Origin of the sequence: Streptacidiphilus sp. MAP12-16 (assembly GCF_041262165.1) — a bacterium.
Taxonomy (GTDB): Bacteria; Actinomycetota; Actinomycetes; order Streptomycetales; family Streptomycetaceae; genus Streptacidiphilus.
The window spans coordinates 103051-125686 of record NZ_JBGCBY010000019.1 but is presented as its reverse complement, the minus strand read 5'-3'; the positions used below and the strand labels follow the sequence as shown (position 1 = coordinate 125686).

Here is a 22636-nt window from a genome sequence, read left to right as displayed (position 1 = left end):
AGTCAGCGCCGCATCGCAGAAGGACACGTACGGATACGCGGCCAGATTCTCCACCCGGACGACCCGGGCGGGGACCGCCAGGGAACCGGACACGGAGCACCCCGGCGAGGACAGCGGGCAGCACCCCGGCGCCGGGCGCAGCCCACCCGTGCCAGCATCGGGCCCCGCCGTCCAACCGCGCGAGGGCGGGGCCCGGGAGACATGGGCGGTCAGATGCTGCCGGCCCAGCCTTCGGGCTGTTCGGCCCGGACGCCGCCGTAGTAGTTGACGTCGAAGTGGTCGGTCCTCAGGTCGGAGCCGTCGTAGTTGTCGGCGCCGTGGACCGGGCGCAGCTCGTCGAGCAGGGCCTTCAGTGCCGCAGTCGCGGTCCGCCGCTCGTTGCCGCGGTCCTCGACGCCAGTGGTGTAGCCCCACTCCTGGGGAATGTTCCGGATGACGATGTCGATGGAGCCGCCACCGCAGTACTTCCGGGTCCGCACCGCGAACGTGATGCCCTCCAGCACGTCGGCCACCGGGTCCGCGCGACGGCCAGCGCACCGGGCCCGGCGCTCCTGAGGCCGATCTTGCGGACGAACTTGATGTCCTCACGGATGAGCTTCGCGACCTCGGACAGGTGCCACATGTCGCGGACCCTGTCGTACTTCGAACCGCAGACACGCATGTCACTCCACCCGGCGGGCATCAGCCGCTCCCCGACGGCGCCGGCCGCCGCGTTCACGCGCCCCACCATCCGGCGCCCAGCATTACGCTCCACCTCACCCGTGCGGGAGCGTCGAACTACTCCTCCACACAGCGCCGACCGGCCCAGATCCGCCGGCCGACACCAGCAGGACTATCGATCGACCACGCTGTGCGGTGCGAAGTCGAGCACTATCGAGCATTCGAGTGCTTCGGCGATGCGCGTGAGCGCGTCGAGGCTGGGTGTGGCGCGTCCGGACTCGATGCGGGAGATCACAGCCTGGGCGGTAGCGGAGCGGGCGGCGAGTTCTGCCTGGGTCAAGCCGCGCTGCATACGCCACCTGCGGACCAGCGCGGCCGGTTCGGTGTTCATCGCTTGAGGTCCTTGCCGCTGTAACGGGGAAGGCCTGCGGTTTCGATGGTCCAGCCCTCGACCGTGATGACGTCGCCGTAACTGTAGCCGTGGCGGTTGTCGTATGAGGGCCGACCGTCCTCGCGGACGATGCCGTGGTAGTAGCGGCAGGTGCCATCGCGCGGGTCCACGATCAGGTAGTGGGGGATCCCCATCGCCGGGTAGTCGCGAAGCTTGGCCTCGTAGTCATTGGACGGATTGGACGGGGAGACGATCTCGACGGCGAGGAGGATCTCACGGGGGTCGATCGGGTCGTCGGTGTCCATCGCGGCCTCAGGGACCACGAGGATGTCCGGGATACGGAGCTTGCCGAGGGACTCCTCCTCGACATCGGTGGCCTCCGCCGCGATCAAGCCTGAGTCGAGTTGGGCGTCGAGTTGGCGGGAGATGAGCTTGGCGGTGAGCTGGTGACGCGGCCGCGGGCTCATCATCATCACGATCTGGCCGTCACTGATCTCCGGCCAACCCAACCCGTGCGGCGGTGTGAAATCGTCGCGCAACTCACGCAAGTGCCGGTAGATCTCCCTCTCTGTCATGCCACAAAGTCTATATGACCAGAACGTCATATTCGGCCGCAGACGTAGACCCGCACAGCACGCTGCCGCCGCCGCAGGCCATTGCTCTGCTCGGCCATGACGACAGCCGCCGCCTTCGACCCACCCGAGGAGCCCACGGGGCTGCCGGTCGTCAACGGCATCCCCTCGCCGGATCCCACCCGCTGCGCCCGGCCAAGGGCCGACGCCAGCGTTGCAGGATCTGCGGGCGCCGGTGCGCGAAGTACGACCACGGCGAGGGCCGCCGCCGCCGCGCCCTGGACCTGGACCTGGACCTGGACCTGGACCTGGGGACCGTAACAGGCGGTCATCGACGCCGACGGGATCAGCAGTCGCGCCCCGTCCAGGTTCGTCCGAACCCGTCAGGGGTCGTCCAAGGCCCTTCCGGAGTCGTCCGAACTCGTAGCCGGACGCGGCCGACGCCTCCGCCCGAGGCACGGCCAACGTGAAGATGCGCAAGCGGGGAAAGCGCAGGGGGTGGGTTTCGGCTGGACGTGAGGCTTGCCGGGACGGCCCCCAATTTGGTCGGTTTCCAGGTGGCTGATTCCGCTGAACCACGGCGGGACGCCTCCTTCTCGATTGCGCCGTCCTTTCGGTACAGAAGCGGACAAAATAGCTTCGCTATCAGTCTGCTGCGGGAAGGCCGTGCCGTCCCTCGGCCGCCGTCGACTGGGCAAGAGAACCGGCAATCCCGGCCAGCAGCCCACGGCGCGCAGGGCACGTTGTTCAGGTCGATGCCGAAAGGAGCATCCCCGTGAGCGCGGGGCCGACATGATGGCCAGGCCGCCGTAGGTGCCTTCCCGGGGAGCATCCCCGCGAGCTCGGGGCCGACAATCCCCTGTCGTGGCTGGCCAACGTCGGCGACGGAGCATCCCCGCGAACGCGGGGCCGACTCATGGGTCTCGGTGTTGACAACCTCGAACCCGGGAGAACAGGGTCCACTCCACCAGGGCCGAGACCGTGGTCGCCGGGCAGTCCAGGATCAGGCCCCCGATGCCGTAGGCGCAGCCGTCGCCGTCCAGCACCAGCAACGGGCCATTGGCGAACCGCGGGTCCGCGGCAGGGATCGGCGTGCTCGCCGTCGCCGGTGACTTGGCGCGTGCGGCCGGACGCCGCCCCTTGGCCGGTGCAACAGAGGGCACGGGAGTTGCAGGGTCCACTGCCGCCGCGGCGGGCGCAGGCGCAGCGGCCGGGGCCGGTGGCTGGTCGGCGGGCTCGGGCGAAGGCACAGTGGCCGGAGTGGTGGGGAACTTGGTCGCGAGGCCTTCGAGCACGCGGCGGTAAGCGTCGAACTTCTCGCCGGTCGGCTCGCTGCGCCCGGACTCCCATGCGGAGGTGCTGGCGGGGCGGACTTTGAGTGCTTGCGCGACGGCGGCCTCCGTGAGCCCGGCCGCTCGGCGCAGTCGGGCACGCTCTTCCGGTGGCGGGAGTACGGCGCCGGTCTCTACTGCGGCGAGCAGTGCGTCGACGGCGTCGAAGATCGGGGGGTTCTGGTCGGACATGGTGCACCTCCTTCCTGGATGGCGGGGGGCTCGGCACCTGCTGCACTGGTCGAGGCCGACCGCGCCCGCCCCGGAACCGCCGACCACCTCGCCGCCCTGCCCGCCATCACCGTGGTCGACCTGGACCTTCCCGCCGCCCTCGCCCTCGCCAAGGACAACACCTGGGCCCAGGCCCACACCCGGCACGCCACCCAGCCCAGCCTCGAGCGCCCCAACGGCGCGTTTATCGCCACCGCCGACCCCGCCCGCTGGACCGGACAGAGCGTACGAATCCTCGACGTCACCCCAGCTCCCGACTCTGACAGCTGACGCACCCTCACCGCCGGCGTGACCTGCACTGCGCCCAGAGGTCTACAAGGCCCGGCACGCGGTCGAGTGCGGCATCAATCGCCTCAAGAGACATCGGTACAACAAACTCGCGGTCCGCTGCGAGGCTACCGTTCTCGTTGCCGCCATCAACGAGTGCTTGTGACGTACTGGTCCGACGACAACTCGAACACCCGTACTCGCCGCCCGCAGGTGGGATTGACGGTCTCACGGACCGGATGCATCCCCAGTTTGGTCATGATCCGTTCGGAGGCGTCGTTGCCCACTTGAGTGATGCTGACGATCCGCTCCAGCCCTCGCTCTTGGAACCCGAACCGTACAGCGGCCGCAGCGGCCTCGGTGGCCAAGCCCTGCCCCCAGTGGGAACGTCCCAACCGCCAGCCGACCTCAACCGCCGGCAGTACCTCCGGCAAGAAGTCGGGCACCGAAAGCCCAGTGAACCCGGCCAGCTCGCCAGTGGACCGGATCTCCACGGCGAACAGGCCGAAGCCCTGTGACTCCCACTCGCTCTCCCATGCCTGGACCCCGCCGCGAGTCTGCTGTTCGTCACGTACGCTGCCGTCACGAATCCACCGCATGACCTCGGGGTCGGCATTGACGGCAGCCATAGGCGCAACGTCTTCCTCGCGCCAGCGACGCAGGATCAAACGGGGGGTCTCAAGCGTGACCATCCAATCATTCTGGATCACAAATGGGCTCTCCGTCATCCTCACCAGGCACTTTCGATACACACCCTAGGCACGGCCGCGTCGAAGCGCGATCCGCTTGGCCAACGATGGCGGGCCCACCGATACGCGCCGGTACGCCTTTCTCGGCACCGTCTCCGTCGCCGCGCTTTGTCGTCTGGCGTGCGTAATCCGCCGATCGGACCGGCTCAAGCTTCCCGGATGCGGGCGTGCTGGTGCATGTCGTGTCGGCCGTCGTCATGCACCGCGGCACTGCGCTTGGTGCCTTCGAGCAGGTAGCCGGACTTCGTAGCAACACGGCAGGAGGCATGGTTGCGCGTCGAGTGGTCCAAATGCAGGCGGTAGAAGCCGATCTCATCCAGAGCCCAGGCCGAGAGCGCCGTGACGGCGCAGGTCGCCACACCGGCGCCGCGGGCCGCTGGGAGCACCCAGTAGCCGACGCCGGCGATGCCGTCGTCGAAATTCCAATTGCGCGTAGCAATCCGGCCGAGCACTTCGCCGTCGTTCCGGGCGACGGCCCAGTGGCCGCCCTTCTCGCGTTCCCAGTCCTGGCGGTAGGCGTCGAACCACTCCTGGACATGGGCCTCTGTGAGGGGGCGACGCGTGTGCCAGCGGCGGATCTCATCGTCCTGGTAAGCCGACAGGAATACTCGAGCGTCAGCCGGTTCCCATGGCCGCAGCAGCAGGCCCTGGGCGGCGGACAGCACAGGCTGCGGGGCCCTGGAGAGTATCCCTGAGGGGACCGCTGGCGGCGTCGACAATGCACGATTCATGGGCCATGATCGCCCGGAAGCCACCAGACAAGTCAAGGCTGCAGGTGCAGTTCCTCAAGCGGAGTCCCTGCCTCGCACCACCTGACGGTGCGGCAACGAAGCGACGATTCGTTCTGCGCCGCAGCAAGCAACCCCGACCGTCAGCCATCTGGGCTGGCAGCGATGGTGATCACGTACATAGTGCCGTCAACCGTGGCCAGTACCCTGCCGGGTTCGGCGACCATCGCCGTGGTGACCGCACCCCGCATGAGGTCGTCGTCGATGATCGCGTCAACGATCAGAACACCAAGACGGCTGATGCCGTCGTTCTCGCCGGAGCTCATCCTGTCCTCCCCTGCTCGCGTCTCTGCCCATCAAGTCCGCCGCGCCCGCCTGACGCAGGCCGATGCCGTCGGTTGGTTCAGTTCGCCGAGCGCAGGTGCCCTCGTCCGACCCTGGCGACCGCGTCCTGGAGCTGGTCGCGGCTCATCGCGGATCGCTTGGGGATGTTCAGCTCCGCGGCCCGCTCGTACAGCTCCGCCTTGGTCAACTGGGACAGGTCCTCTCGCGCCGCCCCGTGCGCTTCTTCGCCGCGGGCGCCCTCTTGGCCGTCTTGGCGGAGGTGCTCTTCGTGCCGTCGGAGGCTTTCGGCGTGCGCGGACTCGACTTCTTGGCGGCAGGCGTCGGCGTGCTGCCGCGGGCGGCCTCCACGCTGCGCTGCAGCGCGTCCATCAGGTCCACCACGTTGGTGGCCTCCAGCGGGCTCGCAGCGTGAGACGGCGATCTCCCGGCCCTCGCCTTGTCCTTGACCAACTGGCGGACCTGCTCTTCGAACGTGTCCCGGTAGGCGGTGGGATCACACTCCACGGCGAGCATGTCGACCAGCTGCCGGGCGGTATCGAGTTCCTTCTCGGTCACCTTCACCTGCCCGGTTGGGAGCGAGTCGATCTCCTGGCGGGGGTCGCGGATCACGTCCGCGAAGTGCATCGTGTGCAGCTCCAGCAGCCCGTTGTGGGCACGCACCGCGGTCAGGTGCTCCTTACCGCGCATCGCGAACAAGGCGATACCCGCCCGGTTCGACGCCTCCAGGGCATCGGTGAGCAGCTTGTATATCTTGGCGAACTCGGCGCCTTTGGGGCCGATGTAGTAGGTCCGGTCGAAGAAGACCGGTTCCACCTGGTCCAGGTCGACGAAGCCAGTTACCTCGATGGTCTTGGAGCGGGAGGGGGAGATCTGGTCCAGCTCGTCGGGTTCGACGACCACGTACTCGCCCTCGGCGACCGGGTAGCCCTTGACGATGTCCTGGAAGTCGACCTCGTTGCCGGTGCGCTCGTTCACGCGCTTGGTACAGACAAGCTCAATCACCTGCTGTCGCCACTTGATGGCGGACTGGGCGCCCACGATCGCGTCGTTCTGCTTTAGCTGGTCGTTGAGACCGCGATAGGCGAAGACAACTGCGACGGCGGCGATTACGTCCTCGACGTCATCGCGGTAGTCGCGCAATGGGGACCCCGGAATCGGGACCCCCAGTTCGGGGGCCACGGACAGTGCCACGATGCCCCGGTCCAGACGTGCAGTCTCGGCTGCGGTGAGCTTGGAGAGCTGCTGCTCGACCAACTCAGTCGGTTCCACGCGGGCGCGACGCGGGCCCTGACTAGGCGACACGCGCCGTATCTTGCCCTTTGGCGAGGTCAGCGAGGTGGGCTTCGCGAACTTTCTCCCAGGACCGACCGGTGCTGGCGGGCAGGCCGTGCTCGGCGATGTCCTCGATGACGCTCGCGAGCTCCTCGGTCCTCGCACGCGCGTCGGCCGCCCAGGCGCGCAGGGCCTGCGGATCTACGTCGGCGGGGTCGGCACGGTGTCCCCCAAGTTGGGGTGGCGTGCTGCCCGCGCCTTGGTGACAGCGCGCTCGGGTCGGGCGTCCCGCGAGGGCGATGGGAGACCGGGGTCAGGTGAGGCTGGCGAGGGCGGCGTCCAGGCGTGCGGCGGCCTCGTCGGCGACGGGGCCCAGTCGGTCGAGGCCGGTCAGGGTGACCATGGTCTGCGGGTCCAAGGCCTGGACCAGGGTGTGGTCGCCGTCCTGGCGCACGACCACGTTGCAGGGCAGGAGCAGGCCGATGGCGCGGTCGATGTCCAGGGCGCGGTGCGCCAGCGGCGGGTTGCAGGCACCCAGGATGAGGTAGGGCTCCATGTCGTGGTCGAGCTTGGCCTTGAGGGTGGCGGTGACGTCGATCTCGGTCAGGATGCCGAAGCCCTGGTCAGCCAGGGCCTGGCGCACGTCCGTCACAGTAGTGGCGAAGTCGCGCTCAAGGCGCACAGTGCGGTCATAGCTCATCGTCGAGGCCTTTCGGGTGCTACGCGTCGATGTCGGGGCAAGCGCGCCCCGACACTGCATTATACCCCCCTAGGTATTTTCCGCAGTCCGGTTTGTGGGCGTCGGCACCGAAGCCACCCCGTCGGGCGCCCCGGGCATGTCGTGTTGGCCAGGCGCCACGGCGGCCCGACTGCGCCGTGGAACGGAAGGAGCGGTGGTGGCGCCCGGCTGTCGGACCCCGGGCCGCTTCCGTCGCGCAGACCCGTCAGCACCCCGGCGCGCCATGCCTCGCACCTGCACGGGGTCCGGCCGCACGGCCGCCGTCCGGAGCCTCCTGCAGCGCCGTCCACCCGCATCGGCAGGGGCATTCGGCCCGGAGTGCGGCCTTTGCGGGCGGGACCGGCCCAAGATGCGGGGCCCGCCGGCCTCCGGCGCTGGTTGATACCCACTGGGGTATTGTTGCCTAGCCCAGATACCCCACCCCGTATTCAGGAGCCTGCGTGAACCGCCCCGACCCTCTCTCCCTGGCCGACAGCCCACCCGCTGCGCCCACCACTCCCGCCCTCGTGCGCGGTCCCGGAGTGCTGGGGCGGCTGGGGGGCTGGTCGGCACGCCGGTTCAAGACCGTGCTGGCGGCCTGGCTGCTGCTCGTCCTCGCGCTGGGCGCGTTCGCGCCCCAGGTGACCACCGCCCTGTCCGGGGCAGGCTGGCAGGCCAACGGCTCGGACTCGGTCCAGGTACGCACCCTGGCCCAGCAGCACTTCGCCGGCAACGCCTCCACCGCACTGCAGATCGTGGTGACCGCCGACCGGCCGGTGAACGACCCCGCCGTCCAGCAGGTCATCACCCAGGCCACAGGCCTGCTCAGGGCCGACCCGCGGATCTCCGCCGTCGTCGCCCCCCAACCCGGAGCCACCATCAGCAAGGACGGGCGCACCGCCATCCTGCTGGCCGGGGCCAAGGCCAATCCGGATGACATGGTGCGCGCCGCCGACGCCCTCAAGGGCCCCCTGGCCGCCCTGTCCACCGGCGGCATCACCGTGCACGCTACCGGTGCCTCCGTGCTGTGGAGTGACTTCAACGCCGCCAACCACAACGCGATGATGCACTCCGAGATCCTGTCCTGGCCCGTGACCATGGCGATCCTGGTGCTGGCGTTCGGCTCCCTGGTCGCCGCCGGACTGCCGCTCCTGCTGACCATGGCCGGACTGGCCGCCTCGGCCGGGTCCCTGGTGCTGATCAGCCACCTGTTCCCGGTCTCGGTCTGGGCCATGAACTTCGCCATGATGTTCGCCCTCGCCCTGGGCATCGACTACGCCCTGTTCCTGGTGGTCCGCTTCCGCGGCGCACGCATGGGCAACAACCGCACCACCGCCCAGGCGTTGGCCGAGACCATGGACACAGCCGGCAAGGCGGTCCTGCTGTCCGGCGCCACCGTCCTGGTCGCGCTGTCCGCCGTCATGCTCGTCCCCTCCCCCGCGTTCCGCTCCATGGCCGGGGGCATCATGCTCGCTGTGCTCTTCGTCCTGGGCGCCACCTTGACCCTGCTGCCCGCAGTCCTTGGCAGGCTCGGACACCGCGTCGACGCCCTCGCCCTGCCCTGGGTACGCACTGGCGAGCACCGATCGGCACGGTTCGCCGCCTGGGGCGAACGCCTGTGGAAGAAGCCCCTGGCCTACGGCGCCGTGGCCCTGGTCGCCCTGCTGGCCCTGGCCGCCCCGGTGATCGGCCTGCGCACCGCGATGCCGTCCATCACCGTCATCCCCTCCGACGCCTCCGCCCGCACCGGCTACACCGCCGTCCAGCAGGCGTTCGGACCTGGCGCTCCCGGCACTTTGCAGATCATCACGCCCGCCGCCCAGGGCCCCACCGTCCAGGCGCAGGTCGCCAGGACACCCGGGATCGCGTTCACCATGCCCGTGCAGAAGGCCGCCGACGGCTCCGCCTGGTCCATGGTCCAGGCCGTCCCCACCGTCGACCCCTCCGACCCCAAACTCGCCGCCACCGTGGACCAGCTGCGCGCCGAACTGCCGCACGGCACCCTGGTCGGCGGCGCGGCCGTGGAGAACCTGGACCTGCAGCACGCACTCAACGACAAGACCCCCCTGGTCATCGGCGTCATCCTGGCCCTGGGCTTCGTCCTGCTGCTGATCGCATTGCAAGCCCCGCTGATCGCGGCCCTGGGCACCGCGGCCAGCCTGCTGTCCACCGGAGCCGCCTTCGGCGTGGCCCGCCTGGTCTTCCAGGACGGCCACGGCGCCAGTCTCCTCGGCTTCACCCCGCAGGGCTTCCTCGACGGCTGGGCGCCCGTCTTCTTCTTCGCCATGATCTTCGCCATCGCCATGGACTACACCGTCTTCCTCCTGGCCTCCGCCAAGGAGCACTACGAGCAGACCGGCGACCCCAAGCAGGCCATGGTCGGGGCGCTGGCCCACTCCGGGCGCGTGATCTTCTCCGCCGCGGCCGTCATGGTCGCCGTCTTCTTTACCTTCGCCCTCTCGGGCCCGCTGCCCCCCAAGGAGATGGGCATCGTCCTGGGTGTCGCCGTGCTTCTCGACGCCGCCCTGGTCCGCCTGGTCCTGCTGCCCGTCATGCTCCGCCTGACCGGCCACGCCGCCTGGAGGTGCCCGGCATGGCTGCGCAAGATCCTGCCCGACATCCACTTCTCCCATGGCTGAGCCGCAGCCCGGAGCCCCACCCGGTGGCCCACCGCCCCGGGCCACTCATACCCCAGGGGGTACAATGGGGCTGCAACCCAGAGAGGAATCGCTGTGATCGTTGACGAGGAAGCCGCCACCCCCGTCCTGAACCGCCTGCGCCGAGCCCAGGGACAACTCGCCGGCGTCATCGCCATGATCGAGGCCGGTCGCGAGTGCAAGGACGTCGTCACCCAACTCGCCGCCGTCTCCCGCGCCCTGGACCGCGCCGGCTTCAAAATCGTCGCCAGCGGCATGCGCCAGTGCATGGCCACCGCGGACGGCGCGGCACCGCCCATGACCGAAGCCGAACTCGAAAAGCTCTTCCTCACCCTGGCCTGACCAAACCGCTCCCGACCAGCTGATTCCTCGGCCCGCCATCGGAAAGCCGCCGGCGGCGGGCCGAGCCGCACGCGAGGTCACCGACCTGGCCCCCGGCCGCCTGATCGAGGAAACAAGCGATGCGCGTCACTGCGCCTACGGTCCCCAACTGCCCGAACGCCCTCGTGCTCCAGAAGCGGATCACCACCGCGCTGGATGGCCGCAGCGCGAGCCTGGACCTGGTGGAGGTCACCACTCAGGACGAGGCCGCCCGGTGGGGGATGACCGGCTCGCCCACCGTCCTGATCGACGGCGTGGACCCGTTCGCCTCGCCCGGGGCGGCCCCGAGCGTGTCCTGCCCGGCCCCGAGCGTGTCCTGCCGCCTGTACCGGGGCGCGGATGGTCGTGTGGAGGGCTCGCCCGGTGAAGGAGCTGCGCCGGGCCCTGGACTCGGCAGTTTCCGGCAGCCGCTGAGGCCGGGCACGCAGAGGTCGTAGACGTGCTCGACCCGGTGGGACGAGGCGGACGCGGGCGGCTCGCCCCGGCGAAGCGGCCTGCGGGCGGTCCAGCAGGCGGTGCTGCGGCACTTCGCCGTCACCGGCGAGGCCCCCGACGCCAGCGGTTCTGCACCCTGATCGAGACCGGTTCGGACTCCTACCGGCTCCAGGCCACCGAGGCCGAGCACCAGGCCGAACAGGACCAGCGGTGACCCGGCCCGGGCCGGCCGGACTGGACGCCGACGCCCAACGCGGGATCGTCGGTGACACCCACCGGCTCGGCGTCACCCCCCTGACCGTCCCAGCCCTGTTGCGCAAGGGCGACCGGGTGCTGCTGATCGATCACCCGCCCACCGGCATCTGGAGACCGTCCCAGCCCTCGACGTGCTGCCCGGCGAGCTGATCGAGGACACCCCACGAGGCCAGCCTCGAACGGACCACCACCTGCTCCCGCGCGCTGCCATCGCCCGGACCACCCACTACCGCACCCCTCCCCCACCACGGCGAGCAGGAACCGCCTCCATGAAGTCAGGACGCGCACCACGATGAGACCGCGTGGGGCATGTACCGGATATGGACGCTGCGGCCTGCCTGGCCGGACACCTCCAGGTGCAGGCGGCGTTGGAGCGCCTGCGGCTGAAGCGGGACGTGACAGCACGTGCCAACAAGCACCAGGGGGACTCGAAGCTGTTCACGCTGTAGGCCGAAGCTCTGGCGAAGCCCCCCTGGTCGAGGTCGGGGTCCTCTGCTGTGCGGGCGCAATGTCCGTATAGGGCGATATGTACACCCGCGACACGAATCGGCAACACCAGGGCAACAATCGGTAGCCATCGTGTCTGGTGCGAGGCGCTCCCGAGAGGACGCGGGTATCGCCTCACCCCCACACGCAAGGGGTCGTCCGCGTCCCGACCGGCACCCCTGGCCAGGCGCGAGGAGTGGTTACCCCTCGCGTCTGCTCTGCCGTCCAGGTGGGGACATCGCGGAGGCACCAGCCGGAGGGCTGAGGCAGGCCGCTCCCCGTCCATCACAACGGCGCTGGGTGTCCCGGACGTGGTGGAACTCGCTGCGAGCCTTGCAAGAAGGTCCGGCGGGGCTCCGCGGGGCCGCCCCTGCGCGACGCCGCTGTTGCGAGTCAGCAGGTCCAGCGGGTGCGGTGGGACCTGTGGCCCGCCGGGGGGTCTGTTGGACCCTTTCGCTCCGGTTCCCTCGGCGACGAGTGTTGGATCCGGCGAGCGTGCGATCCGCTCATCGGCGAAGGAGTCGTTACCGTACACGACCCGTAAGGAGGGCCACATGATTCACCGGACCCATCCCGCCGTCCCCCGGGGCGAGCCGGCCGACGAGGATCGGAACCATGAGGTGTCCAGGCGCGGAGTGCTCCGGGGAGCCGGCATGGGCGTGCTCACGATCGCGGTGGTCGGCACAGGGGCCGTCTCCTACCGGGCGTACGACAACCAGCTGCTCGGCCCGACGGGTGGGAGGGCCTTCGACGCGTGGCGGCACTGGCGCGACCAGCCCGGTCCGCGCGGCATGGTGGCTGCGGCGGTGCTCGCCGCCAGCCCACACAACACCCAGCCGTGGTACTTCCGCGTCAGCGACACCAGCATCGACCTGCTCGCCGACCCGACCCGGCGCATGGCCGCACCCGACCCGTACGGCCGCGAGATGCGGGTGGGTCTCGGCTGCGCGCTGGAGAACCTCGTCCTGGCCGCTCGGGCCCGCGGTTACCAGCCCAGCGTCGCTCTGCTGCCCGATCCGTCCGACCCGCGGCTGGTCGCCCGGATCGAGCTGGCTGCCAGCCGGGTGCAGAACTCGGCGCTGTACGACGCTATCGGCGCGCGCCGCTCCAACCGCGGCCCATACGCCGATGCGCCCCTACCGGCCGGCTTCCTGGCCGAGCTGGCGGCCCTTGCCGACAACTCCGGGCCCGTCACCCCGGTCTGGCTGACGACCAGCCGGGCCAAGCAGGACATGGGTGCGCTGCTGGTCGACGCCGCTCGGGCGGTGACCGCGGACCAGGCTCAGTCCGAGGACGGGTTCCGGTGGTTCCGCGCGAGCGCAGACGCGATCGAGCGGCACAAGGACGGCCTGACCCTCGACGGCCAGGGTCTGGGCTCCCTGACGACTTCCATCGCCAAGCTACTGCCCGCGACCTCCCGCGCGTCCGGGGACACATTCTGGGTGAACCAGACCCGCACAGTGCACACCAAGACGGCCGCCGCCTACGGCGTCCTCCTGGTCGCCGACCCACGTGACCCTGCGCAGCAACTCGCCGGCGGACGGCTGCTGCAGCGGATCCATCTCGCCGTCACCGCGCGGGGGCTGGCGTTGCAGCACATGAACCAGATCACTGAACGCGTCGACCGCGACCGCAGTCTGGGTCGGCAGCCGGAGTTCGGTCCGCGGCTGGCCGCACTGGGTCTGGCCGCGCTGGTTGCGGCCCCGGGCAGTCGGGAGGCCCTGGTCGCCTTCCGGCTCGGCCGTCCCGTACGTTCCGGGCGGCAGTCCCCGCGCCGGCCGGCTTCGGAGGTGATCCTGTGAGCGCGCGCTCGGACCGGTACGCGGCATGGTCGGGCCTGCTCGGCGGCGCGCTCGGCGTGGTCGCCGGCATAGTCCAGGCGGCCGCCGGCACACAGTTGGGGGCCTGGGCAGGCAGCAAGTCCAATCCGCTCCCGCTGGGCCTGCTGACGATCGGCCTGTCGGGCCTGGCCCTGGCGGCAGCACTGGTCCAGCTGCGGGCGATCCGGCCGCCGAGCACCGGACACCGCGCCGCCGTGGCCGCAACCGAGCTGGTCGCGGGCCTGGTGTGCTTCTCCACGGTGGGGCGGCTGTGGTGGGCTCCCGGCGCTCTGCTGCTGTCGGCCGCGGCTGCCGAGATCAGCGCCGCGCCCGCCGGTGTTGCGCGCGCCGTTCGAGGTGCCTGGCCGGCCGTCCTCACCGGCATCCTGGGCGCCTGCCTGATGCTCGTCGCCGCGACCGCCGACACGCCGCTCCCGCTGGTGCTGGGGCTGGCCGCAGGGCTCGCCGTGGCGGCCGCGCCATGGATCGCGGGCCGTTCCGTACCTGTCGCAGCGGGCGTCCTGCTGCTCGGGGCACTGCCCTGTGCGGCGATCACCTGGTGGTCCGCAATCACCCCGCTCACAGCTGTCCTGGCACTGGTCACCGGTACGGTGGCGATCCGCCGCCGCACCCGACCCGTCGACACCGACCGATGACTGGCACGCGCCGCGCGATGGACCGTGGCAACCTGGCGCAACCCCCGCCTCGGCCCAAAGACCGCCTGTACGACGCGATGTCGAAGCAGGTCACTGCCGCCGCACTGCGGGCCGGACCGTATCCCGAAGCCGTGGTGACCGATGCCGACCTGGCCGGGCTACCGGACGCCGTGCAGCGCTACCTGCGGTTCATGGGCGTGGTCGGCCTGCCCCGCGACCGGTCCTTCCGCGCCCGTTGCTTGATGGATGTGTACTGGCAGCCGTGGTCCGCGTGGTGGACGAGTTGTCCGGGCAGTACCTGGCGGCTGGCCAGGGCGTACTTCAGAGTGGCCAGGGCCAGGTCGGCGTCCGCACGGGCGGAGGTCTCCCAGGCCACCACGCGGCGGGAGAACGCGTCGCGGATCGCCGAGAGCCACAACGGACCCTCGCACCCAGCAGCCGCCCCCCAGCACGCCCGCGACACCCAGACCAGCGACTACCTCGTTGACGATGCCCATGCGACCAATGTGCCGATCCGGGCATCCAGACAGACAGCTACGGACACCGGCGCCCACTCCTTCATCATCCGCGGATCGAGTCTTGGATCGAGTCGCGGATCGGGTCAGCTCCTCCCCGCGGTGTGCACGCGGTCGTGGCTCATCCCCCATCCACAAGCTGCCGTCCAGGCAGAGTCGTCCCACCGGGCCCGCACCGAATACCGCGTCCCCGCAGGTCACAGCGGCGCCGTCCCAGGAATCCGTCATCCGGTCAGCGGCTCTAGCCTGCGGGACACCTTCCCCGCCAGGATCGGCGTACTCCGGGCCCGAAGGGATCGGGTCCCGGAACCCAGAACACCCCTTGTCCCAAGAGGAGAAGCACATGAGGATGCCCCAGCGACTCGTGACCGGCGTGGCGGCCTTCGCACTGATCGGGAGCGTGACCGCCGTCGCCGCGGCCCCCGCCCAGGCGGCGACCCCGGCCGCGGTCGGCTGTGTATTCCGGACCGGCACGACGGGCACGACGGGCACCAACGCCCACGGTCTCCCCGAATTCTCCGGCGGCTCGACCTTCACCAAGCCGAGCACGTCCAGCACCACCTGCCATGACTTCAACCTGTGGTCGGGCAAGGCCGGCGTCAGCTACGAGGGCTGGCTCTACTACGGCAACGGGAACTGGGGCGCGTGCAACGCCGGGTACGTCAAGTACTCCGGCAGCCCCATCGTCCTGTGCACCAACGTGTTGCCCGGCACAACCGAGGGTGTGACCTCGACCAACGGTGCCGGCCAGAGCATCCAGATCGAGGACTGACCCGATTCAACACGCTGCTCTGGCAGGCTCCGGCCTGCCAGAGCACGGAGTTCTTCCAGCCCGGCGCAACACCTGGCCCCCGCCGCCCCGCCGCCGACACGCAGAGAAGGCCAACCCCTGCCTCGCCCTGGAGGAGCAGCCGGCGGCCGCGAAGGGCGCTGGAGGGCGTCCACGGCCATCACCCGGGGACTGGCAGCCCTGCGTCACTGCCAGGGCCCGGGACTGGGTCGGTGACGGTCGCCAGAGCCCACACGGAGGAAGTCGTGGGCGGGGCCGAGGACGGAGCAGTGGTCAAGCTGGGGGTCTGGATCTCCAACACCAAAACCCGCCGCGACAAGACCCCGAGCAGCTGGCGGCTCTGAAGTAACTGGGGATGCAGTGGTGAGGGAGGTCGGAGCGATGGAGCGCAGCGAGGTGCCGCTGCGGCAGGTCACGCACTATCAGCAGAACTCCAGCGAGGCCTGCTTGCGGCTGGTGGTGGTCGAGTTGGGCGGCTGCGGGGACCGGGAGCACGGCCAGGACTACGAGGCCGGCTGGGACAAAGGCGTCACCGCGGTCAGCGACCAGCTGGTGGCCATCGCTGACCGGACCTACGAGCAGCGCGGCCAGGCCGCCTCCGCCCTCCAGCCGATCACCCACCTGCGGCAGCAGGAGCGGGCACGGTCGGCCCGTGAGGGGGATGACGCGGCGGCTTACCGGACAGCAGCAGGGGCGTGACGAGAATGGGTGCCGCAGTGGGGCGCAATGCAGCCTGCACTACACCCAACTCCCGCGAGTCGTGGACTGTTTGCGCAGGTCAGACCTCAACGCTGCACGAAGCCGAGATCGAAAGCAGTTCGTGAGCGAGAGCCCCTGACACACCCTGAAGATGGGCTCCCGTTCCGCCGGGCCCACGGGGGACCTACGCCCAGGGGCGCCGGACGAGCACTCCATCTCAGCGCCCAACGCCACGACCAGTAAGCCCGAGCCGAGGGCACAACGCGACGCCGACAGGGGATGCCGGAGCGGTTCCCACCCGTCCGAGCGCCGTTCTGGTGCGGTGCAGGACCAATGGCCTCGGTACGGTGTGCGAACAGGCATTCAAGGGGCAGGGAGGGTGATGTCGCGCCCCTTGTCCCACAGCGACTGGTGGTACCTGCGGAGGTACTCGCCCAGCTTCGCGCTGCGCAAGCTGAACCCGGTAACGACATCGGGATCGGTTCCGACGGTGAAGAAGACCTGCTCCCTGTCGATGATCGAGACGCTCAGCGCATCACCCTGAACGTCCACGAGTCTCACCAGGTACCTGGCGCGGTGCTCGAGTGCCAGCTGGCGTTGCGCGTCCTTCCATGCCGTCAAACCCGGCGCGTTATCCGAGGTGACCATCCGGCGCAACTGGTGGGTAGGGGCGGCCAAGACCCAATCCTTGCAGGCAGTGAAGTAGGCGTGGACCACCGGACTGTTCAGTTCATCAGGGGCGTAACGGCGAAAGTAGCAGACCAGAACCTCCTCTTTGGCTTGACTGACCTGCTGGGCGAGCGCTTCGTAGAAGAGTTCGTGATGGTTGTAGAACTGAAGCTCGCTCACGCCGTCGAAGGCCTGCTGGACTGCGGACAGTTGCCGCCCCAGCTGGTCGAAGTGGTCAGCGGATTGCCGGTCCCGCCCGATCTGGCCGTACCCGATGACGCCCAGCACCCCAAGGACAGCAGCTGCCGCGTAGCTGGAGTTCATCACGCCCAGCGCATTGAGCACGGTCAGTACTGCCCCCAGCCCGACCGGGACAGCGACCTCCAAGATCCGTCGAGCCCGCTCCCTTGCACCATTCGGTCCTGCGGCCATGGTGATCTCCCCCCAACAGATTTCCTCGCAGACCTTATGAATCGTCAATGTAGCTGCAGGAAAGGAAACTTGGCGACGCGCAAGCCCGTACCGGGGCCAGGCGCGTTACGGCCCGCTGAACGGAGCCGCCACTAGGCCTAATCGATCCCACCGACACGGTCGCTGAGCTCGACCAGGCACATCGAGGACCCCACCGCCCGCTACACCGGCCTCGGGGCCGCCCAGTACCTACGATGGACCGAGCCCGCCCGCAAAGCCCGCGACCCGGTCCGACAACTGGAATCCCTCGGCTGCCAGGTCACCATCACCACGCCGACCGCCGGCACCGCCTGATCGCTACCCGCCTGCCACCACCTGTCACGGCACCGCGCCCAGAGGGGCAACCCGCGCTGCCCGGTCACTGCTTCATTTACGGATCAGGTCTGGTCGACGGCCAGGTACTTGATCGTCAGATATTCGTCGAGACCCTCGAATCCGCCTTCCTTGCCGAGCCCGGACTGCTTCACGCCGCCGAAGGGCGCGGCGGCGTTGGAGACCAGGCCGCGGTTCAGCCCCACCATGCCGGCGTCCAGCAGCTCGGATACGCGCAGGGCTCGGTTGATGTCGCGGGTGTAGAGGTAGGCGACCAGCCCTGCTTCGGTGTCGTTGGCGAGTCGGACTGCCTCGTCCTCGCCCTTGAACGAGCAGACCGTGGCGACCGGCCCGAACACCTCCTGGCTGCTGATCATTGCGCCGGGCGGCACGTCCGCGAGCACCGTCGGCGGGTAGAACCATCCGGGGTCGAGCCGTGGGCCGCCGCCGGTGACGACCTGAGCGCCGCGCGCCACCGCGTCGTCCACGAGTCGGGCCACCCTCGCCCGTTGCCGTTCGTTGATGAGGGGACCCATCTGGGCGGCAGGGTCGGTGCCGCGGGCCAGGACGAGAGAGGACATGCGGTCGGCCAGCTGACTCGTGAACGCGTCGGCCAGGTCTTCGTGGACGAGGAAGCGGTTGGCTGCAACGCAGGATTCGCCGGCATTGCGGAGTTTGGCGAGCAGCGCCCCCTCCACGGCCGCCTGGAGGTCGGCGTCCTCGAAGACCAGGAAGGGGGCGTTGCCACCGAGTTCCATTGAGCTGCGCAGCATGCGGGCGCCCGCTGTGGCGGCAAGAGACCGGCCGACCTCGGTGGAGCCGGTGAAGGAGAGCTTGCGCAGCCGGGGGTCTGCAAGTAGCTGGGCGACCAGCGGCGCGGGGCGGCTGGTGGGGAGGACGTTGACCACTCCGGCGGGTATGTCGGCCTCCACCAGGATCTGGGCGAAGTACAGGCAGGTCAAGGGAGTGTCTTCGGCGGGTTTGAGGATCGCGGTGCACCCTGCGGCGAAGGCGGGGGCGGCCTTGCGGGTCATCATCGCGAGCGGGAAGTTCCACGGGGTGACGAGCAGGCACGGGCCCACCGGTTGGCGCATGGTGACGATGCGGGAGTCGCCTTGGGGCGAGATCCGGTACTCCCCCGCGATCCGGACGGCCTGTTCGCTGAACCACAACAGGTAGTCGGCCGCGTAGGCAACCTCGGCTCGGGACTCGGCCAGGGGTTTGCCCATCTCCAGCGTGATGAGCAACGCGAATTCCTCGCGCCGGGTGTGCAGGAGGTCGTAGGCGCGCCGAAGGAGTTCGGAGCGCTGCCGGGGCGCGGTGGCGGCCCAGACCGGTTGCGCCCGGCAGGCTGCGTCCAGGGCGTCGGACACGTCTTCCGGTGCGGCGTCGCTGACCTGGGTGAGGGGTAGACCGGTCGCCGGGTCGAAGACCGTGAAGAGCTCTCCGCGTGCTGCGGGTCGCCACCGGCCGTCGATGAGACAGCCCGTGGGTACGGCCGCCAGCAAGGCGCGCTCTGTTGTGGTGTCGGAGTCGGTAGGGGGCATTTGCCTGGTCTCCAGGGTCGATTCGCGGGCTGGCGGGAGCTCTGTCAACCGTCCAGCGCGGCCAGGAGCAGCGCCTCCAACTCGGGCTGGCTGGGCTGTCGTGGATTGTTGGCGGTGACCGCGTCGGCGAGGGCGGTGCGGGCCAGGTCGGGGACCATCGCCGCGTCGCAGCCGAGCCCGGCGAGCGTGGTGTGCGCGCCTACCCTCTCGGCGAAGGCCCGGCAGGCGGGAGCCACGGCCTCAGCGTTGGCCTCTTCCTGCCGGTCGGTGCACGCGATTCCGAGATCGAAGGAGAGTTCGGCGTAGGCACTCGTTGCGTCCACCAGGTTGAAGGCGAGCACGTGGTCGAGCACGGAGCCCAGTGCCAGGCCGTGGGCCGCGCCGGTGCGGGCGCTGACGGCATGGGCGATGCCGTGGACCAGGCCGAGGCCGGAGATGCTGAGAGCCAGTCCGGCGAGATGCGCGCCGAGGAGCAGTTGGGCGCGTGCCTCCAGGTCAGTGCCGTCGGTGACGGCGGCCGGTAGCCAGCGGTACACGAGTCGGACGGCCTGGTGGGCGTATGCCTCCGAGAGCGGGTTGCGGCTGCGGGAGGTGAGTGACTCGATGCCGTGGACGAGGGCGTCCAGGCCCGTCGCGGCGGTGGCGGCGCTGGGTAGTCCCACGGTGAGGATGGGGTCGAGGATGGAGACGACGGGCTGGGCGGAGGCGTGTCCGAGGTAGATCTTGCAGTGGGCGGCGCGGTTCTCGATGACCCCGAAGCCGTTGGTCTCCGCGCCGGTTCCGGCCGTGGTAGGGACGGCGATCAGCGGCAGCGCGGGCTGCTTGGGCTCGTTGCGGTAGTCGTAGTCGGCGGCCTGTCCGCCGTTGACGGCGGCCAGGGAGATGCCTTTGGCGGCGTCCAGGCTGGAGCCTCCGCCGACCGGGACGACCGCGGCGTCGCCGAAGCGGCGCAGCTGTGCGGCGGCGGCGTCGATGGTCGCGGTGGAGGGGTTGGGCTCGACGCCGTCGTAGACCTCGGTCTCGATGCCCGCTGCGGCGAGGACGTCGAGGACCTGAGCGAGTACCCCGCATGCTTTGATGCCGGGATCGGTGACCAGGAAGACGCGGTGCTTGCCGACGCCGACCACCGCGTCGGGGAGGCGCTGCAGGGAGCCGGCGCCGAATTCGATCCGCCCGTGCGGGGAGATGCTGAGGGTCTGCTCGGAGAGCATGTCAGTGTCCCTTCTGCGCGGCCGCGGGGGTGCGCAGTTCGATGCCTGCGATGTCCTCGTAGAGCCGGACCGGGATCATCTCGCCGGCCAGGTCGCCGTACTGGGCGCGGCCCCGCCGGTAGATCTGCTCGACCAGGGCGGAGAGTTCGACCGGGACACCGAGGTCGCGGCCCAGGTCGACGGCCAGTCCAAGGTCCTTGCAGGCCAGGGCCATGGCGAAGGATTCGTCGTAGTCGCCGGAGTCCAGCAGCGCCTGGATGTCGTGCTGCAGGAAGTTGCTGTTGGCGGGGCTGGCTATCAGGGCGGTACGCAGGGTGGCGAGGTCCACGCCTGCCTTGACGCCCATGGTGAGCACCTCGGAGGTGGCCACCAGGTGGGCGAACCAAAGCAGATTGATCATCAGCTTGACGGTGTAGCCGGCACCGTTCGGGCCGACGTGGAAGATCCGCTCGGGGTCGCCCATCGCCTCCAGTACCGGGCGTTGCCGCTGGTACGCCTCAAAGTCGCCACCGACGAAGATCTGCAGGGTGCCTGCGGAGGCGCCCTTGGCCATGCCGCTGACGGGGGCGTCCAGGTGCTGGACGCCGCGTGGGTCCAGCACCTCGGCGACACGGCGGGCGGTCTCGGGCGCGGATGTCGACATGTCCATCCAGGTGCTGCCGGGGCGCAGCGCGGCGGCGGCACCGGCGCGCAGCAGGACCGCCTCGACCTGGCGCGGCCCCGGCAGCATGGTGACGAGGAGATCGCTGCGCGCGGCGCAGTCGGCGGCGGAGTCCGCCCAGGAGGCGCCTGCGGTGAGGTGCTCCTCGGCGGCCTCGCGACGGGCGTCGTGCACGGTGACGGCGAAGCCGGCCTTGAGCAGGTTGAGTGCCATCGGCCCGCCCATGTGCCCCAGGCCGATGAATCCTGTTTCCACGCGACTGTGCTCCTTCCCGGTTGTCCGGATATCGGTTCTCGATCCGCTCTGACATAGCGTCAGGCGAGGTTGATCCAGGTGGTCTTGAGGGCGGTGTAGCCGTCCAGGGCGTGTAGGGACCGGTCGCGGCCGTGGCCGGAGTCCTTGAATCCGCCGAAGGGGGTCGTCACGTCGCTGGCGTCGAAGGTGTTGACCCACACCGTGCCGGCCCGCAACCGCCCGGCCACGCGGTGCGCGGTCGCCAGGTCGCGGGTCCACACCGAGGCGGCAAGCCCGTAGGGGCTGTCGTTGGCCAGCCTCAGGCCCTCCTCCTCGCCCTGGAAGGTGATGGTGGACAAAACCGGCCCGAAAATCTCCTCACGAGCGACCCGCATGTCGTTGCGTACCGCGTCGAGGACGGTCGGCTGGAGGTAGCTGCCGCCGCTGTCCGGGTGCGGACGGCCGCCGCCGAAGGCCACCTCGGCGCCTTCCTCCCTGGCGATGTCCAGGTAGGAGAGCACCCGGTCGAGTTGGGTCTGGTCGACGATCGGGCCCATCACGGTGGTCTGGTCGAGTGGGTCCCCGACGGTGAAGTCCGCTGCGGCCTTGATGACGGCGGCCAGCAGGTCGTCCTTGACCGCGGCGTCGACCAGAAGGCGTGATCCGGCGTTGCAGGTCTGCCCGGCGTTGTAGAAGATGCCCCAGGCCACCGCAGAGGCGCAGGCCTCCAGGTCGCCGACGTCGGCGAGAACCAGCTGCGGGGACTTGCCGCCCGCCTCGACCGAGACGGCCTTGGCGTTGGAGTCGGCCGCGTAGCGCAGGAAGTGCCTGCCGACCTCGGTGGAACCGGTGAAGGTGATCTTGTCGACCTCGGGGTGCAGCCCCAGCGCCGCCCCCGCCGTCTCCCCGTAGCCGGTGACGACGTTGAGCACGCCGTCCGGCAGGCCCGCCTCGCTGCCCAGGCGAGCCAGCAGCAGGGCGGACAGCGGCGACTGCTCGGCGGGTTTGAGGACCACGCTGTTTCCTGCGGCTAGCGCCGGGGCGATCTTCCAGCAGGTGATGATCAGCGGGTAGTTCCACGGCACCACCGCGCCGATGACGCCCAGCGGTTCCCGGGTCACCAGCGCCAGGGCGTCCCGGCCGGTGGGGGCGATCTGGTCGTAGCGCTTGTCGATGGCCTCGGCGTACCACTGCAGGCAGTTGGCTGCACCGGGTACATCGACCCGCAGGGACTCCCCGATGGGCTTTCCGACGTCCATGCTCTCCAGCAGCGCCAACTCCTCCTGGTGCGCGAGGACCAGATCCGCGAAACGCAACAGGACGCGCTTGCGCTCCCGGGGCGACTGGTCGCGCCAGCGGCCGTCCTCGAACGCGGCGCGGGCCGAGCGGACGGCACGGTCCACGTCCGCAGCCGCCCCTGCGGCGACCCGAGCCAGGACTGAGCCGTCCCGTGGGGTCGTGGTGTCGAATGTCCTGCCGTCCAGCGCGTCGCTGAACCGCCCGTCGATGAAGAGCCCGGTCTCCGGGCGGAGCGTGGCCGCCCGGCCTCGCCAGTCGGTCTCGAGCATGTCGT

General features: G+C 69.9%; 28 protein-coding genes and 2 pseudogenes. 13 read left to right on the top strand and 17 right to left on the bottom strand.

Translation table 11 applies throughout. The annotated features are described in order from the left end of the window. Positions 1–209 precede the first annotated feature (209 nt). The 5 genes from ABIA33_RS24460 to ABIA33_RS24440 form a co-directional block, all read right to left on the bottom strand. Entirely contained in the window at positions 210–512 is a 303-nt protein-coding gene (locus tag ABIA33_RS24460) for a hypothetical protein (RefSeq protein ID WP_370084557.1), read from the bottom strand. Between the two features lie 320 nt (positions 513–832). Beyond that, positions 833–1051, bottom strand: coding sequence for a helix-turn-helix domain-containing protein (locus tag ABIA33_RS24455; RefSeq protein ID WP_370084556.1), 219 nt, complete (start codon positions 1049–1051; stop codon positions 833–835). Next, on the bottom strand, positions 1048–1626 hold the full coding sequence (locus ABIA33_RS24450; RefSeq protein ID WP_370084555.1) for a Uma2 family endonuclease: 579 nt from the start codon (positions 1624–1626) through the stop codon (positions 1048–1050). The genes ABIA33_RS24455 and ABIA33_RS24450 overlap by 4 nt, the downstream gene beginning before the upstream one ends. Positions 1627–1652: 26 nt before the next feature. Further along, the gene (locus tag ABIA33_RS24445; RefSeq protein ID WP_370084554.1) at positions 1653–1955 is read right to left on the bottom strand and encodes a hypothetical protein; all 303 of its coding nucleotides are present in this window, start codon (positions 1953–1955) and stop codon (positions 1653–1655) included. Between the two features lie 582 nt (positions 1956–2537). Next, on the bottom strand, positions 2538–3146 hold the full coding sequence (locus tag ABIA33_RS24440) for a helix-turn-helix domain-containing protein (RefSeq protein WP_370084553.1): 609 nt from the start codon (positions 3144–3146) through the stop codon (positions 2538–2540). Between the two features lie 33 nt (positions 3147–3179). Here ABIA33_RS24440 and ABIA33_RS24435 point away from each other — a divergent pair. Further along, positions 3180–3455 (top strand): annotated as a pseudogene (locus tag ABIA33_RS24435) (hypothetical protein); the annotation flags it as partial. A gap of 146 nt (positions 3456–3601) precedes the next feature. Here the strand turns inward: ABIA33_RS24435 and ABIA33_RS24430 are convergent. From ABIA33_RS24430 to ABIA33_RS24405, 6 genes are all read right to left on the bottom strand, one after another. Continuing rightward, entirely contained in the window at positions 3602–4144 is a 543-nt protein-coding gene (locus ABIA33_RS24430; protein WP_370084552.1) for a GNAT family N-acetyltransferase, read from the bottom strand. 203 nt (positions 4145–4347) lie between these two features. Next, a complete protein-coding gene (locus ABIA33_RS24425) occupies positions 4348–4932 on the bottom strand; it encodes a GNAT family N-acetyltransferase (RefSeq protein ID WP_370084551.1) in 585 nt (194 codons plus the stop codon). A 140-nt stretch (positions 4933–5072) separates the two neighbouring features. Next, complete coding sequence (locus ABIA33_RS24420; protein ID WP_370084550.1) at positions 5073–5255, bottom strand: hypothetical protein; 183 nt, start codon at positions 5253–5255, stop codon at positions 5073–5075. 77 nt (positions 5256–5332) lie between these two features. Next, positions 5333–5461 carry a hypothetical protein gene (locus tag ABIA33_RS24415; RefSeq protein WP_370084549.1) on the bottom strand — a complete coding sequence of 43 codons (129 nt, stop codon included), beginning with the start codon at positions 5459–5461 and terminating at the stop codon, positions 5333–5335. Further along, the gene (locus ABIA33_RS24410; protein WP_370084548.1) at positions 5458–6576 is read right to left on the bottom strand and encodes a Ku protein; all 1119 of its coding nucleotides are present in this window, start codon (positions 6574–6576) and stop codon (positions 5458–5460) included. Before ABIA33_RS24410 ends, ABIA33_RS24415 begins: the two co-directional genes overlap by 4 nt. 283 nt (positions 6577–6859) lie before the next feature. Next, complete coding sequence (locus tag ABIA33_RS24405) at positions 6860–7246, bottom strand: DUF302 domain-containing protein (RefSeq protein WP_370084547.1); 387 nt, start codon at positions 7244–7246, stop codon at positions 6860–6862. A 479-nt stretch (positions 7247–7725) separates the two neighbouring features. Here ABIA33_RS24405 and ABIA33_RS24400 point away from each other — a divergent pair, with 479 nt between their 5' ends. The 9 genes and pseudogenes from ABIA33_RS24400 to ABIA33_RS24360 form a co-directional block, all read left to right on the top strand. Beyond that, on the top strand, positions 7726–9903 hold the full coding sequence (locus ABIA33_RS24400) for an MMPL family transporter (protein ID WP_370084546.1): 2178 nt from the start codon (positions 7726–7728) through the stop codon (positions 9901–9903). A 93-nt stretch (positions 9904–9996) separates the two neighbouring features. Beyond that, positions 9997–10263: a metal-sensitive transcriptional regulator gene (locus ABIA33_RS24395; RefSeq protein ID WP_370084545.1), complete on the top strand. Its 267-nt coding sequence runs from the start codon at positions 9997–9999 to the stop codon at positions 10261–10263. 119 nt (positions 10264–10382) lie between these two features. Continuing rightward, positions 10383–10739, top strand: coding sequence for an alkylmercury lyase (locus ABIA33_RS24390; protein ID WP_370084544.1), 357 nt, complete (start codon positions 10383–10385; stop codon positions 10737–10739). 2 nt (positions 10740–10741) lie between these two features. Continuing rightward, on the top strand, positions 10742–10951 hold the full coding sequence (locus tag ABIA33_RS24385; protein ID WP_370084543.1) for a hypothetical protein: 210 nt from the start codon (positions 10742–10744) through the stop codon (positions 10949–10951). Next, the gene (locus ABIA33_RS24380) at positions 10948–11142 is read left to right on the top strand and encodes a hypothetical protein (RefSeq protein ID WP_370084542.1); all 195 of its coding nucleotides are present in this window, start codon (positions 10948–10950) and stop codon (positions 11140–11142) included. The genes ABIA33_RS24385 and ABIA33_RS24380 overlap by 4 nt, the downstream gene beginning before the upstream one ends. 152 nt (positions 11143–11294) lie before the next feature. Next, positions 11295–11441 (top strand): hypothetical protein, encoded by a 147-nt coding sequence (locus ABIA33_RS24375; RefSeq protein WP_370084541.1) that lies wholly within the window; start codon positions 11295–11297, stop codon positions 11439–11441. 591 nt (positions 11442–12032) lie between these two features. Further along, positions 12033–13280 (top strand): hypothetical protein, encoded by a 1248-nt coding sequence (locus ABIA33_RS24370; RefSeq protein ID WP_370084540.1) that lies wholly within the window; start codon positions 12033–12035, stop codon positions 13278–13280. After that, positions 13277–13954, top strand: a complete 678-nt coding sequence (locus ABIA33_RS24365; RefSeq protein WP_370084539.1) for a hypothetical protein — start codon at positions 13277–13279, stop codon at positions 13952–13954. Before ABIA33_RS24370 ends, ABIA33_RS24365 begins: the two co-directional genes overlap by 4 nt. Beyond that, positions 13951–14235 (top strand): annotated as a pseudogene (locus ABIA33_RS24360) (DUF6544 family protein); the annotation flags it as partial. The gene ABIA33_RS24365 and the pseudogene ABIA33_RS24360, both read left to right, overlap by 4 nt. Here the strand turns inward: ABIA33_RS24360 and ABIA33_RS24355 are convergent. Further along, positions 14133–14417 carry a DDE-type integrase/transposase/recombinase gene (locus tag ABIA33_RS24355; RefSeq protein ID WP_370084538.1) on the bottom strand — a complete coding sequence of 95 codons (285 nt, stop codon included), beginning with the start codon at positions 14415–14417 and terminating at the stop codon, positions 14133–14135. The pseudogene ABIA33_RS24360 and the gene ABIA33_RS24355 sit on opposite strands and share 103 nt — an antisense overlap. Positions 14418–14812: 395 nt before the next feature. On the opposite strand from ABIA33_RS24355, the gene ABIA33_RS24350 reads away from it, so the two are divergent. The 3 genes from ABIA33_RS24350 (at position 14813) to ABIA33_RS24340 (ending at position 15958) form a co-directional block, all read left to right on the top strand. Then, the gene (locus ABIA33_RS24350; RefSeq protein ID WP_370084537.1) at positions 14813–15241 is read left to right on the top strand and encodes a hypothetical protein; all 429 of its coding nucleotides are present in this window, start codon (positions 14813–14815) and stop codon (positions 15239–15241) included. A 230-nt stretch (positions 15242–15471) separates the two neighbouring features. Then, a complete protein-coding gene (locus tag ABIA33_RS24345) occupies positions 15472–15603 on the top strand; it encodes a hypothetical protein (RefSeq protein ID WP_370084536.1) in 132 nt (43 codons plus the stop codon). Between the two features lie 19 nt (positions 15604–15622). After that, positions 15623–15958, top strand: a complete 336-nt coding sequence (locus ABIA33_RS24340) for a hypothetical protein (RefSeq protein WP_370084535.1) — start codon at positions 15623–15625, stop codon at positions 15956–15958. Between the two features lie 363 nt (positions 15959–16321). On the opposite strand, the gene ABIA33_RS24335 is transcribed toward ABIA33_RS24340, so the two are convergent. The 5 genes from ABIA33_RS24335 to ABIA33_RS24315 all read right to left on the bottom strand — a co-directional run bounded on the left by ABIA33_RS24335 (position 16322) and on the right by ABIA33_RS24315 (position 22631). Continuing rightward, on the bottom strand, positions 16322–17059 hold the full coding sequence (locus tag ABIA33_RS24335) for a hypothetical protein (protein ID WP_370084534.1): 738 nt from the start codon (positions 17057–17059) through the stop codon (positions 16322–16324). Positions 17060–17475: 416 nt separating this feature from the next. Continuing rightward, positions 17476–18957 (bottom strand): NAD-dependent succinate-semialdehyde dehydrogenase, encoded by a 1482-nt coding sequence (locus ABIA33_RS24330; RefSeq protein WP_370084533.1) that lies wholly within the window; start codon positions 18955–18957, stop codon positions 17476–17478. A 44-nt stretch (positions 18958–19001) separates the two neighbouring features. After that, on the bottom strand, positions 19002–20168 hold the full coding sequence (locus tag ABIA33_RS24325; protein WP_370084532.1) for an iron-containing alcohol dehydrogenase: 1167 nt from the start codon (positions 20166–20168) through the stop codon (positions 19002–19004). Position 20169: 1 nt separating this feature from the next. Continuing rightward, complete coding sequence (locus ABIA33_RS24320) at positions 20170–21084, bottom strand: NAD(P)-dependent oxidoreductase (protein ID WP_370084531.1); 915 nt, start codon at positions 21082–21084, stop codon at positions 20170–20172. 59 nt (positions 21085–21143) lie between these two features. Next, positions 21144–22631, bottom strand: a complete 1488-nt coding sequence (locus tag ABIA33_RS24315; protein ID WP_370084530.1) for an aldehyde dehydrogenase — start codon at positions 22629–22631, stop codon at positions 21144–21146. Positions 22632–22636: the final 5 nt, after the last annotated feature.

What these genes read in the sequence shown, in the direction of transcription:
- ABIA33_RS24455 (WP_370084556.1), bottom strand. Translation starts at nt 1,051, where the DNA reads ATGAACACCGAACCGGCCGCGCTGGTCCGCAGGTGGCGTATGCAGCGC.
- ABIA33_RS24450 (WP_370084555.1), bottom strand. Translation starts at nt 1,626, where the DNA reads ATGACAGAGAGGGAGATCTACCGGCACTTGCGTGAGTTGCGCGACGAT.
- ABIA33_RS24445 (WP_370084554.1), bottom strand. Translation starts at nt 1,955, where the DNA reads ATGACCGCCTGTTACGGTCCCCAGGTCCAGGTCCAGGTCCAGGTCCAG.
- ABIA33_RS24440 (WP_370084553.1), bottom strand. Translation starts at nt 3,146, where the DNA reads ATGTCCGACCAGAACCCCCCGATCTTCGACGCCGTCGACGCACTGCTC.
- ABIA33_RS24430 (WP_370084552.1), bottom strand. Translation starts at nt 4,144, where the DNA reads ATGGTCACGCTTGAGACCCCCCGTTTGATCCTGCGTCGCTGGCGCGAG.
- ABIA33_RS24425 (WP_370084551.1), bottom strand. Translation starts at nt 4,932, where the DNA reads ATGAATCGTGCATTGTCGACGCCGCCAGCGGTCCCCTCAGGGATACTC.
- ABIA33_RS24420 (WP_370084550.1), bottom strand. Translation starts at nt 5,255, where the DNA reads ATGAGCTCCGGCGAGAACGACGGCATCAGCCGTCTTGGTGTTCTGATC.
- ABIA33_RS24405 (WP_370084547.1), bottom strand. Translation starts at nt 7,246, where the DNA reads ATGAGCTATGACCGCACTGTGCGCCTTGAGCGCGACTTCGCCACTACT.
- ABIA33_RS24390 (WP_370084544.1), top strand. Translation starts at nt 10,383, where the DNA reads ATGCGCGTCACTGCGCCTACGGTCCCCAACTGCCCGAACGCCCTCGTG.
- ABIA33_RS24370 (WP_370084540.1), top strand. Translation starts at nt 12,033, where the DNA reads ATGATTCACCGGACCCATCCCGCCGTCCCCCGGGGCGAGCCGGCCGAC.
- ABIA33_RS24350 (WP_370084537.1), top strand. Translation starts at nt 14,813, where the DNA reads ATGAGGATGCCCCAGCGACTCGTGACCGGCGTGGCGGCCTTCGCACTG.
- ABIA33_RS24335 (WP_370084534.1), bottom strand. Translation starts at nt 17,059, where the DNA reads ATGGCCGCAGGACCGAATGGTGCAAGGGAGCGGGCTCGACGGATCTTG.
- ABIA33_RS24330 (WP_370084533.1), bottom strand. Translation starts at nt 18,957, where the DNA reads ATGCCCCCTACCGACTCCGACACCACAACAGAGCGCGCCTTGCTGGCG.
- ABIA33_RS24325 (WP_370084532.1), bottom strand. Translation starts at nt 20,168, where the DNA reads ATGCTCTCCGAGCAGACCCTCAGCATCTCCCCGCACGGGCGGATCGAA.
- ABIA33_RS24315 (WP_370084530.1), bottom strand. Translation starts at nt 22,631, where the DNA reads ATGCTCGAGACCGACTGGCGAGGCCGGGCGGCCACGCTCCGCCCGGAG.